Here is a 15987-nt window from a genome sequence, read left to right as displayed (position 1 = left end):
ATATATTTCTGTATTTTTAATATCCATTTTTTTAGGTACTTCTAAATGAACTATCTAAAATTCTAAAAGTATAGCAGAAATGAAATTGTTGATAGTAGTTATTTGTATATTATTTACGTCTACATTTTACGGACAACGTCTGTATGGGACAATAACAGATCTTAAAACAGATCAACCTATTGCCGGAGTAAATGTTTTTTTAAAATCTATAAAAAAAGGAGTAACCTCAAAAAATAATGGTGTTTTCTACTTTGAACAAGCAAATGGCCTAAAGCAAGAAGACACTATTCTTTTTAATATGGTAGGATACCAGACACTAACACTCACTTTAAAAGAATACCAATCTCAGAATAATGAGATTCAATTAACTCAAGAGAAAATGAATACTAAAAATTCAAGCTCTTCTGGAAAAATAATAACCTTAGGAGCATCGTCGCACAAAACCTCTGAATAAAACTTATTTTTTCGACTTAATAATAATGCTTTCAATTATATAATATGAAATTTAAAATACACAAATACGCCTTTTATGGGGCGTTATTTTTTTGCCTTAATCTGGCAGCTCAACAAAATCAGATCCTCTTACCTACTGCCAACCCCGACAAAGAAGGGATGAGTGCACAACATTTATCTTATATAGATTCTATGGCTGTTTCTGCTATTAAGAATAATGAAATACCAGGAATTGTAGCTCTGGTTGCTAGAAATGGTAAGCTAGTTTATCACAAAGCCTTTGGCACTTCAACATCAGATAATGAAGAACTCAAGAAAGACGCTATTTTTAGAATTGCCTCACAGACTAAAGCAATCACTTCTACAGGAGCAATGATTTTATGGGAACGTGGTAAATTTCAATTAGACGACCCTATAAGCAAATACATTCCAGAATTTAAAGATGCTCAGGTATTAGATAGTTTATTGCCAGATGGCAGCTACACCACACATCCTGCTTCAAATCCCATTACAATAAGACATTTATTAACCCATACTTCGGGCATAGGTTATGGCAGTATAGACAGTGACCCCAGATTTAGAAAAATTTATGCAGATGCAGGTATTATAGATGGTTTTACTACAAAACCGGTAACACTTGCAGAAAATGAACCAAAATTGGCAAAACTACCCTTGCATCATAATCCCGGTGAAAACTGGGTATACAGCGAAGGCGTTGATGTTGTAGGTTATTTGATTGAACTATTAAGCGGCCAGCCCTTAGATGAGTTTTTAAGAAAAGAAGTTCTAGACCCTTTGGGTATGCACGACACCTGGTTCTATTTACCAAAAGCCAAACAAGATCGTCTCGTTGCAATACAATCTCTTGACGAGAATAACAAATGGGTAGATGCTAAGGCTACAGATTTTTTTGAACCAGATTACCCTATTAAAGGTGCTAAGACTTTCTTTGCGGGTGGCGCAGGCCTTTCAAGCACTATAACAGATTATGCACAATTTTTACAAATGTATCTTAACGGCGGAACTTTAAACGGAAAACGCATTCTAAGCCCTTCTACAGTAGCTGTTATCTTAAGTAATCAAATGGGTGATATCTGGGCAGATCAGGGAGCGGGTCACGGCCTGGCTTTTAAAGTAATTGAAGAAGCCGGTTCTAAAAAAGGTGGTCAGGGAAGTGCCGGAACTTTTGAATGGGGCGGCTATTTTAACACACAATATTTTGCAGATCCTGTAGAAAATATAATTGGTATTATAATGAAGCAAACCGTAAATGCTAAAGATGAAACTCCATGGAAGTTTAGAAACATAGTATTCTCCTCAATAGCAAATTAAATTTGTAAATCTGTTAAAGAACAACCGTTCTTAATAAAACCTTAACTGCTAAGTGTTTTATTAAAAACGGTTGTTTTATTTTTAAGACATAACTAACACACTATTTTAATGAAAAAAAACTTTTATCTACCAGTTTTAGGTCTTATGATGAGTACAAGTATTTTTGCTCAGAATCAGCAGGAAACTGTAAAAAGTATTGTAGATGAAGCTACAACAAACTCACAACTCAAGATATTAGCTCATCAATTACTTGATGTTGTAGGACCCCGTCTTGTAGGTTCTCCAGAAATGAAACAAGCTCACGACTGGGCAGTAAAGACCTATGCAGACTGGGGCATCCCTGCAGAAAATGAGCAATGGGGAGTTTGGAAAGGATGGGATCGTGGTATAACGCACATTGATTTGGTAAGCCCGCGTAGCGTAAGTCTTGAAGGTATGCAACTTGCATGGAGTCCTTCGACATCGTCTAAAGGTGTAGAAGCCGAAGTGGTAATTCTTCCGGAGGCAAAAGACTCAATTAGTTTTCAAAATATGCTTGCTCAGGTAAAAGGAAAGTTTGTATTGATTTCTATGCCACAGCCTACAGGAAGACCAGATGATAACTGGGAAAAATGGGCAACACCAGAATCATTTGAAAAAATGAAAAAGGATAGAGAATCTCAAAACGACGCCTGGAATACACGTATTAAAACAACCGGATATTCTTCTCGCGAACTACCTAAAATACTTGAGAAAGCAGGGGCTGTAGGTGTAATTACAAGCAACTGGTCTAGAGGTTTTGGTGTAAACAAAGTATTTTCTGCATATACCGATAAAATACCTATGTTTGATATCGCATTAGAAGATTATGGCCTTTTGTACCGTCTTGCAGATTATGGTGACAAACCTACTATAAAGGTAGTCGCACAATCCAAAGATCTAGGTGAAGTACCTACCTTTAATACAATTGCTCAAATTAAAGGATCTGAAAAACCAGAGGAATATGTAATTCTATCAGCGCATTTTGATTCTTGGGATGGTGCACAGGGAGCTACTGATAACGGTACTGGCACACTAGTTATGATGGAAGCTATGCGTATTCTAAAAAAAGTATACCCTAACCCTAAACGTACTATACTCGTAGGACATTGGGGAAGCGAAGAACAAGGTCTTAACGGCTCTCGTTCATTTGTAAAAGATCACCCAGAGATTGTTGAAGGTGTTCAAGCCGTGTTTAATCAGGATAACGGGACTGGCCGTGTTGCAACCATTTCGGGCAACGGTTTCTTAAATGCTTATGATTATCTAGGAAGCTGGTTAAATGCAGTACCTGATGAAGTTGCAAATATAGAAACTAATTTTCCGGGAGCTCCGGGCCGTGGTGGTTCTGATTATGCCTCTTTTGTTGCCGCAGTTGCTCCTGCATTTAATTTAAGTTCGCTAAGCTGGGATTACTGGAATTATACGTGGCACACGAACCGTGACACCTATGACAAAATCGTTTGGGACGATGTGCAAAATAATGTAATCCTTACTGCAGTTTTAGCCTATATGGCAAGTGAAGATGAAGATAAGACTTCCCGTGAACAAATTGTTTTACCTATAAACAAAAGAACCGGAGAGCAAATGACCTGGCCTGAGGCTAGAGATAGTACACGCCGTGGCGGACTAGATGATTAAGTTCTAAATCAAAGACCTATTTTTTAAAATAAAATCCCCGAAGAGAATTCTCCGGGGATTTTTAATTTAATTATCTACTATTTTTTTTTTCAGTTGAACATTAATGTATTTAATCTACAGGTTTTGAATTTCCTTAACCTGTTCTTCACTCACCGTTAGCAGTCCCGGTTTTACTAAACGGCCTATCATCTCTCTCCAGTTTTCATTTTGCTCAAAAATGCTCTTAAATATAGGCTTAGCTTCTTCTAACTGACCATCATTTGCCATAGCAACCGCCTTCCAGAATTTCATTTCAAGATTATCAGGAAACATGGTTTCAGCAGTGCCGTATTGTTTTAAAGCTTCAGGCATATCGCCTGCTTCAACGGCAAGATCTCCATTATTCATATACTCATATGCACGAGCCACTTTCAGTAATCGATCAAGTTCTTCAATAGGATTCTCGTGATCATCTACACGTAAATTAATTTTATACTCTTCCCAGGGATTTTCAACTAAATCAGGACCTACCACAATTAATGCAGCACTTTGCTTTCCGCGGATATCCCCACCGGCCTGCTCTGCCGCTTTTAAAACCGCAACCATACGTTCTGCCAGCGGCAGAGTTTCATTTTCTTTAAAGGCTTTTTCCATTGCAGGAACCGTTTTATCGGTCAACATCATATTTGCCTGTACCGAAAAATTATCACCGGTAATCTGATCTGCATAAATCACACATTTTGCACCGGTGTATGCAGATGCTGTTCCATTTACATCTAGAAAAGCAACCTGGCGGTAGGCTTTGCCTTCATCTTCGGCAATAAGCTGCTCTAGTGCTTTTTCTGCAGACAGGCCATCCTGCATTAACTTTAATCCTTTAGGCCCATATGCAGGATTTACAAAAGACTGGGTCGCTACTACGCCTACCCCACTCTTTCCCCAGGAGACTAAAGAGCCTACACTAAACCAGTGGCTTTGCACAGCAACCGCCATCTCACCGGTTTTTGCATCTCTAGCTACTATTGAAAAGGTGTGCGCAAATGCACTTTTATCTGCCGGAATATTTTGACTATACCCAACTGCTGTTACTAGTAAAATTAAAAAGGTAAATACTGTTTTCATAGCTTCTATTTTTATTTCAATTTAATGCGTTCTTTCATTTTTTCAACAATATTATAGGCTGCAGGGCATACCGGAATATTCTTGAGTGTGATATTTGTGATCTGTTGAAACTTTCTTCGGTCTGTATGCGGGAATTCGGCACAGGCTTTTGGCCGAACATCGTAAATCATACAGTAATTATCTGCCCCTAAAAAAGTACATGGCACACTTTGTAAGACATAATCTTTGTCTTCGTCTATGCGCAAATAGGTATCTATAAACTGCACATCTTTCATTCTAAAATGTTTTGCAATGCGGCTTATGTCTCTATCTGTAAAAAGCGGACCGGTAGTCTTGCAGCAGTTTGCACATTCAAGACAATCTGTTTCCTTAAATTCCTCTTCGTGCAATTTCTGCATTTGATAATCTAAATCCTTTGGTGGCTTACGCTTCAGTTTTTTAAAATAGGCAGCATTTTCTTTATGCTTATCTTTGGCAAGATTGGGTAATTGCTCAATAAATTCATCCATACGACAAAAATAAGTAAATAAACGCCCTCATTTTATGCTGAAAAAAGATTCTGAAAACCCTGATATTTTTGGAAGGGCACTACTTGATTTTTATAATAATAACTATACCGAAGATATTACCGTAATTTCTTCACTTACCGAAGATGATGAAATACCTGTACCTTATCTTTTTAGATCTTATACAGAAATGCCCAAACTCGAACAAAAGGCATTAGATCTGACTATAGGGAAAACACTTGATATTGGCTCGTGTGCAGGAAGTCATGCGCTATACTTACAGGAGAAAGGTATTGATGTAACATCGCTAGATCAATCTAAAGGGGCTATAGAAGTATGTAAAAAACGTGGTGTACATAAAACGATACAAGCTAATATACGTGACTATTCTGAAGAAAAGTTTGACACGCTGCTCTTAATGATGAATGGTACCGGTATTTTTCAGCGGTTAGAATTTGTACAGGACTATCTCAAACATTTGGAGCTTCTTTTAAATGATTCAGGACAAATTCTGGTAGATTCTTCAGACATTGCTTTTATGTATGAAGAGGAAGATGGTAGTTACTGGCGTGATGCAAGCCGTGAATATTATGGTGAAGTCACCTTTAAAATTTCATACAAAGATCATACATCAAAATCCTTTGATTGGCTTTATCTTGATTTTGAATCCTTAAAAAAAGAAGCTTTAGCAATAGGCCTTATCTGTGAGAAAATTACAGATGGTCCGCATTTTGAATACCTCGCAAGGCTCACAAAACCTTAAATAGAATAGTTACGTAAATTATTTGAAGAAGATTATAATTATAAAATCCAAAAATATAAAAGTGCTAAAACTGTACTAAAGCTAATACAACAAGAGCTAATAAATCTACGTTTAGTTACTTTTAGCACCTTTTAAAACAAAAAAATGAAACTAAAATTAATTGCTCCCTACCTTACTCTAATATTCGCATTTCTTATCATATCCTGTTCTAGTGATAGTAGTAATGAAACTCCAGTTGATCCTAAAGCCGCCAATAATAAAAGTTTAGGTACGGCTGCACGAGACTTTTTAAGTGCCGAAGCATTTACTGGGTTACACGTTGAGATCGCCTATGTGAATGGCTTTAAACCATCTGCAACTACAATTAACAATTTACGCAACTTCTTTAGCGCACGTCTTAATAAACCAGATGGCATCACAATTACCGAAACTGTAGTACCAGCCACTACAGTAGGTAGTTTAAGTAGAGAAGAGTATGTAAAGATTGAGAAAGACAACAGAACAGTCTTTAATGCAGGCGATGAGCTGGCTGTCTGGATCTTTTTTGCAGACCAGAACTCAGAGAGTGATGAAGGAAACAGTAGAATTTTAGGTACGGCTTACCTTAACACATCGTGTATTATTTTTGAAAAAACATTAAAAGATTTTAGCAATCGTATAGGAGGTGCTAATCTAACACTTCTAGAGAGTATTACGACTCAACACGAATTTGGTCACCTTTTTGGCCTAGTTAATTTAGGTACTGCTATGGTAACTCCGCACGAGGATGAGCAACCTGACGATGCCGGAGTAGACAAATTAAACAAACATTGTAATCAAGAAGATTGTTTAATGTACTTTCAGACAGTGGGTAATGCGGTAGGCGGTGTTATGAATAGCCTGCCTACTTTTGACGAATTCTGTCTCGCAGATTTACAAGCCAATGGCGGAAAATAAATTTCATTGTACTACATAAAAAAAGCGACCGTTTTAGAAATCTAAAACGGTCGCTTTTTTTAAAGAAGTTTGATAACTTAATCTAAAACCAGACTGGTTGTAGCAATTACCTTACCACCATCAAAAACATTGATTTTGTATAAACCTTTAGGAAAATCTCTTCCTTTAGGAGCAATATTTTCACAGATATCAAGAGCTGTATTCTCATAATAAAACTTAGAAATTGTACTATATGTAATACTTGTTGTATTATCTATAGTAACAGTTTTATTATCACCTAGAATATTATTTTGAGGATCTAAAACCTGCACATAAAGTTCTTTATCACCTGCTTCAGCAATTCTATTTTGAGGTACTGTGTAACAAGCTCTAATACGATCTACACGACGTGCATTATCATTTTCTACAAGTTTACCACTGTTTCTTACAATGACGCCGGTACCTACCAGTTTATTTGCTGCCAGAGTTGAGCCTAAAGCTACTTTTTCAGCAAGAGCATCTTTAGCTAAAGTAAGACTGTCACGCTTCATTTGTGACACTTCTAGCTCATAGGTTGTACTGTCTACACGCATTGCAAGAACACGATTCATACCTTTTAAACTGTCATTTTGCGCAAATAAATAATCACGCTCTTTTTTCAGTTTATAAACCTCGTCACGGTATTTGCGCAAAACAGAAACATTAGCTTCCATTTTTTGCACAGAATCAATTAAAGTTTGAATACGATCTCTAGCTTGATTAAGCTCAGTATCTTTAAGATTATTTTCTTCAATAACAGCATCATACTTAGTTACCATTTGTTTAAGGTCATTAAGCACAAGCTCTTTTTCTTCAGTTAATTCTGCCTTTGTATTTTTTTCCTGGTTGTACAGTTTAATTGCAAAAGCACCGGCTATGATAAGAAGAACGGCTAGAATCCCCGTTATAATCTTAATGCCGTTGTTTTTATTCTCATTTTCCATAAAATTCTAAAATTTGATTAGTGTTAAGCTTATGTGGCTAATTTACTGTTAACGCTTTATAAGATTCAAAAGTGTGTAAACGTTAAAAAACAGTGACTTTAAATTACTATTTTAAAACGACATCACTAGATTTTCTACTTTAAAAAGCGAGCAAACTTACAAAAAAGAAAAACACGTTTGTTTATTATTATTAAAATGAATTAAGTAATATTCTGCATATATGTATCTTTGTTTTATGAAAGAAGAACACAAACGCGCTATCATTCTTTTTGGTGCTCTTGCTATAATTGCTATCATTACCTGGCTGTTTAATGCAAGCTTTGGTAAAGGCCTATTACTAGGTTTAGGCATTGCTGCTTTAATATATATACTACGTAGTTTTTTACCCAGAAGACAGTAATTTTAAAGTAATTCTAATAATTCTTTAGCACTTTTAAGGGATTTAAATCTTGAGTGATTAATGTCTTCATCTACCTGTTCATGAGACCAAGTTGTATGAAATGGAATATGAACTGCATATCCTCCCATAGCAAGCACAGGAATAACATCTGACTTTAGCGAATTTCCTATCATCAAAAATTCATCAACGTTTATATCTAAATGCTTGACCAACTTTTTATACTGAGTTTCCTTTTTATCTGAAACAATTTCTACGTGATGAAAATAGTCTATAAGTCCACTTTTAATAAGCTTTCGCTCCTGATCGAGTAAATCTCCTTTAGTAGCAACGACCAGTTTATATTTTTTTGAAAGCTGCGATAAAACCTCTTCAATATGCGGCAATACTTCTACCGGTTCGGCAAGCATTTGTTTTCCTTTTTCAAGAATAAATGCAGTGATTTCAGAATTCATTTGCTCTCCCATAAGCCTGTGAGCAGTTTCTAGCATAGACAAGGTAAAACCTTTAATCCCATATCCGTAGGTATCTAGGTTTTTAATTTCGGTATCTAAAAGCATTCTTACAATATCATCTTCCTCTCCATAATCTAACAGTTGCCTTGCAAAAGCGATTTCGGCATCTCTAAAGAAGGTCTCATTGATCCAAAGCGTATCATCTGCATCAAACGCGATGACTTTTATGTTATTTAAGTTCAAAATAGAATACAATTTAAGTTTGTGAACAAAAGTACTCAAACTAATAGCGGCTTAAAAGTATAATTCAAGTACACCAGGGCTGCTTAGTAATAACAATACTTTACACCTTAATACCTAGCCTTACCCTTTTTCTTTAGTAACTTTAAGAAAAAATTGCTCACTTAAATTAAGAACCATGTTTGGATTATTTAAAAAGAAAACTGAAAAAGAGAAATTACAACAGCAGTATGAAAAGCTTATGAAAGAAGCTTTTCAGCTTTCTACACGTAACCGCTCTGCCAGTGATGATAAGTATGCTGAAGCTGATATAATCATGAAGAAAATTGAAAAATTACCTTAAACACGGCATCATTAAAAACAAAAGGCATCTTCAATAATATTTGAAGATGCCTTTATCCCTTCAGCTTTTATTTTAAATACCGTTTTTTGATATCGTAAGTAAATCTTTGATCGTGAATTTTCCGCCGGTTCCTAGAGTGGGTTGCCAGTTGCGATCACTTCCCATAAATGAATTTGCATCGAGCTCCATCAAACCAATTATAACTTCTGCCGTTATCGTTCCTCCTACGGGTCCCATACCTTCTCCCAGTTTAAAACCATCTTTATCGTGACGCCCTATATCTGCTGCTTCAGCAAGAACGTATGCCCACAATGGGCTTCCCGCATCAAAATCAATATCGTGACCGTTAATTGTGTTTAAAATATGACTGCGTACATCTGCAATTTCTGAAGCCTCTCTTCCCATACATTCTGCTATCACTTCTCCCGAAGGCATAAAGAATGATTGCCCTCTCAATAAGTTACGTGTTGCTAGTGAACTTAGATGGGAAACAGGCTGCACAAACGGAAGCTCTAATAAAGTACTTGCTAATTTCATATCTAATTTTGCAGCACGTTGATAGCTACCGTCAAAATCGAAAAAACATTCCCAATCAATTACCTGATTGAGAGTCGTAATTTTACTGAAGCCTCCGCCTATATTATTAGAAAACAAGTCAAACGTAGAACCTCCTTTTTTCAATTTTACTTTTTGAGTAATCATGGAATGTCCAAAGCGATACGTTCCTATTGAGAATTCTACCGGAATAAATGCTCGCTCATAAGGTTTGTAATATTGACGACCTCTACCTAAAACTTTATCTACAATAACTTCCCCACACATCGTAGGCAAAAATTCATAAATAACAATCCATTGATAGTGCCAGGTTGTTAGTTTACGAGCTTCCTCATAAATATGCTTTGCTTCTGCAGTAGGATTATGAGACTCTATATTTGTGTAAATCGCATTGTAAAAACGAATAAAAGCGAGTTGAAGCTGCGATATTATTCGGTTTTCATCATTGCGAGGATCTCCAATAATTGCTTTCCCCTGACCATTACGCGCCAGATCTTCACTTTCTAAACTAACCCCCTGACCAATATTATTATTCGTTTTTCCGGTTAAGAGACGTAAACTATTAGATTCATATAAAAATGGCTCATCTTCAGGACCTTCTCCAAAAATGCAATCAAGATCTAAAGCCGGTGTTCTAAAGTTTTCTATCTCTGTCGCTTCATTAGCTGTATTAAAAGAAGAAGTCGTGTCTAAGGTTATATCATGATCAATAAATTGCCCCAGATAAACCATACCCAAAGGAACATTTTGAGTAAGATCATCAGAAGTACCACCATCCATAGGTCCTCCTTTTTTACCCATTTCTATTAATGATGAAGGATTTAGCATCATTGCAGGATGGTCTTGAAAAATACGTCCAAAACGACCTATGCGCTCTTCGTGTATAGATTGATGCGAACACATATAGCGCAATTGCGGCATTTCTTTAAGTCCGTGATGGTTTAGTGGTTTCATAATAATAAAAGATTTTAAGTTGAATCTAAAATTATAAGAAACTGAATATTAAATAATTACGTAAAACACCCTTTCTGCATTATGAACTAAGGGAAAAAACCCCTTTTCTTAAACTGAGAAAACTATTTTTTCTTTTTCTTCATTTTATTAAGCCAGATCAACGTTCCCGTAACCGGAAGACTTGTAGCGATAAGACACGCTATAAAATAAATCAGCTTTGAAAAGAAGCCATACACTTCTCCTGTATGTATAGGTCTAATAAGAGATGCTACCTGCACATTAAATGGCTTGTCACTAAATTTTTCTACTCCTAAAACAGCACCTGCTTTAGATACATAAACCGCATCATAGGTTACCGGTGAAAAATTAGAGGCATTATATTTTCTAACACTGTAATAGGCAGAACGCTCGCCAGGTAGATTAACAGATAATTCTCCGGGATAATCAAGAGTTGCATTGACAGTAGTTATAACTTCTGGTAAACTAGCTGTAACACCGTCAGGATTTTCTGCAAAATCAAATTTTGGCGATGACCTATTAAATATTTCTGCACCTATTAGATCGCTCAATCCGTTTTTATAACTCTCAAATGACCAGCATAAACCAGTTATGCCCATGATAACTATAAAAATTAATGAATAAAAGCCAAGCGTATTATGCAAATCATGGTTAACACGTTTCCAGTTTGCTTTTGTTTTTATTTTAAAGCCAGATTTCAAATTCTTCCATTTTACCTTCTTCGGAAACCACAGTACTAATCCGGTTATGGAGAGAATTAAAAATAAAATTGTCGCTACACCTACAATAGGTCTTCCTATTGCCGAGTCTAGTAATAACCAACGGTGCATTTTAAAAAAGAAAAAGCAGAATGCATCTGCAGGATTTGCCTCAGGAACTAACGTTTCAGCTGTATAGGGATTAACCTGAAGATTTGTACCGCGACGTTCTCTCGGGTTTTCTTTAATCGTAAATGTATAAGTTTCATTTGATTTTTCAGGTACAGTGATACTAGTAAGAATACCTTTATGAGTTTTAGTAAGTGTTGTAGTTAATTCTTCTATACTTAATTTCTCCCCGCTAGGCTCTACAACTAAATTTTGTGCAAAGGCAGCTTTAATCTCATGCTCAAAAGCTAGTATAGTGCCGCTTAGACATACTAAAAATAAAATAATGCCACTTCCTAAACCCAACCATAGATGAACATCATTTATAAACTTTCTAAGGGTATACTTCTTTTTTTTCGTCATTTTACGTAATCAAAAGGTTAGATTTTAATGCTAAGCAGCAATAAAAATTATATAGTTCAAATCTCTTTATTTAGACTGCTTTCAAATAAAGTGCAAATATAAAAATCCAAATGATTTTACGCTATTTAGAATTAATAAAAATAGAATTATTTTGTAAGACAATTGCAAGGCCTCCACTAAATCAATTGCTCTATAAAATATAAAAGGAAAAGCCTCTTAATTTTTTGTAGAATTAAGAGGCTTTAAATGATTATAGTCAGTTGTAGTTAGCGAACCAATTTTTTGTACTTAATACGCTTTGGCATTAAATCACCACCTAAACGTTTTTTCTTATTTTCTTCATATTCAGAAAAACCACCTTCAAAAAAGTAAACCTGGCTATCACCTTCAAATGCTAAAATATGTGTACAAATGCGGTCTAAGAACCAGCGATCGTGAGAAATAACTACTGCACATCCTGCAAAATTCTCCAACCCTTCTTCTAGCGCTCTCAAGGTATTAACATCAAGGTCGTTAGTTGGCTCATCAAGCAGCAGTACGTTACCTTCTTCTCTTAAAGTCATGGCAAGGTGTAGACGATTGCGCTCTCCTCCAGAAAGTGTAGATACTTTTTTGTTTTGCTCGCTTCCGCTAAAGTTAAAACGACTTAAATATGCTCTAGAGTTTACTTCTTTACCTCCCATTAAAATAAGCTCCTGCTCGTCTGAGAAGTTCTGCCAAATTGTTTTTTCAGGATCTATGTTGCTATGGCTCTGATCTACGTAAGCAATCTGTGCTGTATCTCCTACCACAAACTCCCCTTTATCTGCTTGTAATTCATCCATAATCATTTTGAAAATGGTTGTTTTACCTGCACCGTTAGGTCCTATAATACCTACGATACCCGCCTGAGGAAGATTAAAGTTTAAATCTTCATACAATAATTTATCGCCAAAAGCTTTACTTACTCCTTTAGCCTCAATTACATTAGTACCTAAACGAGGTCCATTAGGAATGTAAATCTCAAGTTTCTCATCAACCTGTTTCTGATCCTGACTCATCATTTTGTCATAGTTCTGTAAACGGGCTTTTTGTTTTGTCTGGCGACCTTTAGCTCCCTGACGCACCCACTCCAACTCACGCTCAAGCGTCTTTTGGCGTTTAGATGCCGTTTTACTTTCCTGAGCCATTCGCTTAGATTTTTGGTCTAGCCAAGATGAGTAATTTCCCTTCCAGGGTATACCTTCACCACGATCAAGTTCAAGAATCCATCCTGCAACATTATCTAAGAAGTAACGATCGTGAGTTACAGCGATAACAGTACCCTTATATTGTGCTAAATGATGCTCTAACCAGTGTACAGATTCTGCATCTAAGTGGTTAGTAGGCTCATCTAAAAGCAATACATCTGGCTCCTGTAATAGCAAACGACACAAAGCAACACGTCTCTTTTCTCCACCAGAAAGTACTCCTATCTTTTGATCTGCCGGTGGCGTGCGCAAAGCATCCATAGCAACTTCAAGTTTATTATCTAATTCCCAGGCGCCGCGAGCATCTATCTCATCTTGTAAAACAGCCTGGCGTGCCATAAGCTTATCCATCTTATCTGCATCAGAATACACTTCTTCAAGACCAAAAGAATCATTTATTTTATTATACTCATCAAGTATTGCTACGGTTTCCGCAGCTCCTTCTTTTACAATCTCAAGAACGGTTTTCTCAGGATCGAGTTTAGGCTCTTGTTCTAAGTAGCCTACCGAAAATTCTTTATCTGAAGTTACATCTCCCTGAAAATTAGTATCCAGACCTGCGATGATTTTCATCAAGGTAGATTTACCAGATCCATTAAGACCAAGAATACCAATTTTTGCTCCGTAGAAAAAGCTGAGGTATATCTTTTTTAATACTGGTGTATTAGCACCGGGATAGGTTTTACTAACACCGGTCATTGAAAAGATTATTTTGTTATCATCGCTCATATGCGTTACTTATTTTTAGAATTAATGCTTTAAATACCCTTTTATAGAGTTGTTGTATAGCGGTGCAAAGGTATTGAAAAGGCTTGTGTTAGAAAACACATAATTATTCTCAATTGCTTGTTTTTGAAAAAAAGAGATTTCCCATAATTAAGTTATTTGGGAAAAATATAACAAGCCAAAAAACAGCACTTATAAAAATATTATCCAATTTTATAAAAATGCCAAATAAAAGATGAATAATGTTTTCTGATTTTTGTAACTACAAGATTTAGAGTTATTCACAAAATTAGTAGCTAATTAATAAAACGGTTGTAGATGGATGATTCAAAACAAAATTCTGGCGATAATGCCAACAAAAGAATGCACGAAGATGAGGAGAAAATACTTGATGAGTTAGGACTCTTTGGCAGTGCACGGCGTTCTTTTTTAGGCCAAATGTCTGCAGCAGGAATTAGTCTTATGGCGCTTCCACATTTTACATCAGATCTATTCGCTCAAAAAACTAAAAACTTAGCTCCATTGGATTCAAAAGCTTTAATAAATGCTATTGAAGTTAATCTTCAAATTAACGGTAGTAACCATCCGCTGATGGTCGATTCTCGTATGACATTGCTTGATGCACTTCGTGAACGACTAGACCTAACCGGGTCTAAAAAAGGATGTGATCATGGTCAATGCGGTGCTTGTACCGTAATAATTGATGGGGAGCGTAAATTATCTTGCTTAACGCTATCTGCTACTTGTAAAGACAAAAAAATCACAACTGTTGAAGGTCTTGCTCAAAACAATAAAATGCACCCTATACAAGAAGCCTTTCTAAAACATGATGGTTTTCAATGTGGCTACTGTACCCCAGGGCAAATTTGCTCTGCAGTTGCCCTCCTGGACGAGGCTAAACGTGGTGAAGTAAGCTACGTAACTCCTAATGTAAAGGACAAGATTACTACACTTTCTGATGAAGAAATTCGCGAGCGTATGTCTGGAAACATCTGTAGATGCGGTGCGTATAACAATATAGTTGAAGCAATTAAAGAAGTACATCTGGGAGAAGGTAAAGACCCTAGCTGGAGCTTCGCTACACAAGAAGAACTTAACAGCAGTAGATCTGCAGATTAATTAAAGAACTAACAAAATGAGACCTTTTCAATTTCACAGTCCGCAATCTGCTTCAGAAGCTGTATCACAACACACGCAGAATAAAAAAACACATTATCTAGGTGGCGGGACTAATCTTCTCGATTTAATGAAAGAAGACGTAGAACGCCCAGATCATATCGTAGAAGTTGCAGATCTTCCTTTTAAAGAAATTACAAAAAATACTTCGGGAGGAGTTTCTTTAGGAGCTATGGTAAGTAACACCCATACCGCAAATAATCCTTTAGTAAAAGAAAATTATCCCCTGCTATCAATGGCTATTCTTGCCGCTGCAACAGAGCAAATACGCAATATGGCTACAAATGGCGGTAATCTTTTACAACGCACACGATGTCCTTATTTTTATGAGACTTCAATGCCTTGCAATAAAAGAGAGCCCGGCACTGGTTGCGGAGCGCTCACCGGTGTAAATAGTAAACATGCAATCTTTGGATGGAGCGAATCTTGTGTTGCAACACACCCTTCAGATATGAGTGTGGCGCTTGCTGCTCTTGATGCTACCGTTACTGTTCAAAATCAAGAAGGAGAATCTCGTACCATTCCATTTTCAGAATTTCACAGATTACCTGGAGATGAACCCGAAAAGGACACTAATCTAAATACTGGTGAACTAATCACTGCTATAGATTTACCTAAATCTGCTTATCCTAAACATTATTACTATTTAAAAGTAAGAGAACGCTCAAGCTATGCATTTGCACTAGTATCTGCAGCGGTTGGATTACAAATTGAAAATAATACCATCACAAAAGCTGGTTTAGCATTAGGTAAAGTTGCTCACAAACCCTGGAAATTAGACAAAGTCGAAAAATATCTAGTAGGTAAAAAAGCAACAAAAGAAACTTATGAAGCAGCTGCAGACCTTGCGCTTCAAGGTGCAAAACCATTAGATCAGAACGAATATAAAATTGAATTAGCTAAGAAAACGCTCGTAAGAGCACTTCTGCAAGCAACTTCGAGAAGTTAAAACA

The 15987-nt window shown here is 36.4% G+C and carries 16 protein-coding genes; 9 read left to right on the top strand and 7 right to left on the bottom strand.

Annotated features, from left to right (window positions below):
- The first annotated feature begins 79 nt into the window (after window positions 1–79).
- The 3 genes from ACIGAM_RS08305 to ACIGAM_RS08295 all read left to right on the top strand — a co-directional run bounded on the left by ACIGAM_RS08305 (window position 80) and on the right by ACIGAM_RS08295 (window position 3444).
- Window positions 80–454: a carboxypeptidase-like regulatory domain-containing protein gene (locus ACIGAM_RS08305; RefSeq protein WP_396510992.1), complete on the top strand. Its 375-nt coding sequence runs from the start codon at window positions 80–82 to the stop codon at window positions 452–454.
- Between the two features lie 44 nt (window positions 455–498).
- A complete protein-coding gene (locus ACIGAM_RS08300) occupies window positions 499–1785 on the top strand; it encodes a serine hydrolase domain-containing protein (RefSeq protein ID WP_396510991.1) in 1287 nt (428 codons plus the stop codon).
- Between the two features lie 108 nt (window positions 1786–1893).
- On the top strand, window positions 1894–3444 hold the full coding sequence (locus ACIGAM_RS08295) for a M20/M25/M40 family metallo-hydrolase (protein ID WP_396510990.1): 1551 nt from the start codon (window positions 1894–1896) through the stop codon (window positions 3442–3444).
- A 114-nt stretch (window positions 3445–3558) separates the two neighbouring features.
- Here the strand turns inward: ACIGAM_RS08295 and ACIGAM_RS08290 are convergent, their stop codons facing one another.
- Together ACIGAM_RS08290 and ACIGAM_RS08285 are read right to left on the bottom strand one after the other, a co-directional pair.
- Complete coding sequence (locus ACIGAM_RS08290; protein ID WP_396510989.1) at window positions 3559–4545, bottom strand: DUF1028 domain-containing protein; 987 nt, start codon at window positions 4543–4545, stop codon at window positions 3559–3561.
- Window positions 4546–4556: 11 nt separating this feature from the next.
- Window positions 4557–5054 carry a YkgJ family cysteine cluster protein gene (locus ACIGAM_RS08285; protein WP_396510988.1) on the bottom strand — a complete coding sequence of 166 codons (498 nt, stop codon included), beginning with the start codon at window positions 5052–5054 and terminating at the stop codon, window positions 4557–4559.
- Window positions 5055–5088: 34 nt separating this feature from the next.
- On the opposite strand from ACIGAM_RS08285, the gene ACIGAM_RS08280 reads away from it, so the two are divergent.
- Window positions 5089–5814: a class I SAM-dependent methyltransferase gene (locus ACIGAM_RS08280; RefSeq protein WP_396510987.1), complete on the top strand. Its 726-nt coding sequence runs from the start codon at window positions 5089–5091 to the stop codon at window positions 5812–5814.
- Window positions 5815–5958: 144 nt separating this feature from the next.
- On the top strand, window positions 5959–6750 hold the full coding sequence (locus tag ACIGAM_RS08275) for a hypothetical protein (RefSeq protein ID WP_396510986.1): 792 nt from the start codon (window positions 5959–5961) through the stop codon (window positions 6748–6750).
- A gap of 77 nt (window positions 6751–6827) precedes the next feature.
- Here ACIGAM_RS08275 and ACIGAM_RS08270 read toward each other — a convergent pair whose 3' ends face one another.
- Complete coding sequence (locus ACIGAM_RS08270) at window positions 6828–7712, bottom strand: hypothetical protein (RefSeq protein ID WP_028377769.1); 885 nt, start codon at window positions 7710–7712, stop codon at window positions 6828–6830.
- 235 nt (window positions 7713–7947) lie between these two features.
- Here ACIGAM_RS08270 and ACIGAM_RS08265 point away from each other — a divergent pair, with 235 nt between their 5' ends.
- Window positions 7948–8112 (top strand): hypothetical protein, encoded by a 165-nt coding sequence (locus ACIGAM_RS08265; RefSeq protein WP_396510985.1) that lies wholly within the window; start codon window positions 7948–7950, stop codon window positions 8110–8112.
- Window positions 8113–8114: 2 nt separating this feature from the next.
- On the opposite strand, the gene ACIGAM_RS08260 is transcribed toward ACIGAM_RS08265, so the two are convergent.
- Window positions 8115–8807, bottom strand: a complete 693-nt coding sequence (locus tag ACIGAM_RS08260) for an HAD family hydrolase (RefSeq protein ID WP_396510984.1) — start codon at window positions 8805–8807, stop codon at window positions 8115–8117.
- 175 nt (window positions 8808–8982) lie between these two features.
- On the opposite strand from ACIGAM_RS08260, the gene ACIGAM_RS08255 reads away from it, so the two are divergent.
- Complete coding sequence (locus tag ACIGAM_RS08255; RefSeq protein ID WP_396510983.1) at window positions 8983–9147, top strand: Lacal_2735 family protein; 165 nt, start codon at window positions 8983–8985, stop codon at window positions 9145–9147.
- A gap of 72 nt (window positions 9148–9219) precedes the next feature.
- Here the strand turns inward: ACIGAM_RS08255 and ACIGAM_RS08250 are convergent, their stop codons facing one another.
- The 3 genes from ACIGAM_RS08250 to ettA form a co-directional block, all read right to left on the bottom strand.
- The gene (locus ACIGAM_RS08250; protein ID WP_396510982.1) at window positions 9220–10656 is read right to left on the bottom strand and encodes a heme peroxidase family protein; all 1437 of its coding nucleotides are present in this window, start codon (window positions 10654–10656) and stop codon (window positions 9220–9222) included.
- Window positions 10657–10778: 122 nt separating this feature from the next.
- Window positions 10779–11903: a PepSY-associated TM helix domain-containing protein gene (locus tag ACIGAM_RS08245; protein ID WP_396510981.1), complete on the bottom strand. Its 1125-nt coding sequence runs from the start codon at window positions 11901–11903 to the stop codon at window positions 10779–10781.
- Between the two features lie 266 nt (window positions 11904–12169).
- Window positions 12170–13861: an energy-dependent translational throttle protein EttA gene (ettA, locus tag ACIGAM_RS08240; protein WP_396510980.1), complete on the bottom strand. Its 1692-nt coding sequence runs from the start codon at window positions 13859–13861 to the stop codon at window positions 12170–12172.
- Window positions 13862–14176: 315 nt separating this feature from the next.
- Between ettA and ACIGAM_RS08235 the strand changes: the two genes are divergently transcribed.
- Window positions 14177–14977 (top strand): 2Fe-2S iron-sulfur cluster-binding protein, encoded by an 801-nt coding sequence (locus tag ACIGAM_RS08235; RefSeq protein ID WP_396510979.1) that lies wholly within the window; start codon window positions 14177–14179, stop codon window positions 14975–14977.
- Between the two features lie 16 nt (window positions 14978–14993).
- Window positions 14994–15983, top strand: a complete 990-nt coding sequence (locus ACIGAM_RS08230; protein ID WP_396510978.1) for an FAD binding domain-containing protein — start codon at window positions 14994–14996, stop codon at window positions 15981–15983.
- Window positions 15984–15987 lie beyond the last annotated feature (4 nt).

The sequence above is a fragment of the Leeuwenhoekiella sp. NPDC079379 genome (genome assembly GCF_044542075.1).
Lineage (GTDB): Bacteria > Bacteroidota > Bacteroidia > Flavobacteriales > Flavobacteriaceae > Leeuwenhoekiella.
Note: the sequence above shows the minus strand (reverse complement) of the source record. Positions and strands in the feature narration are given on the sequence as shown.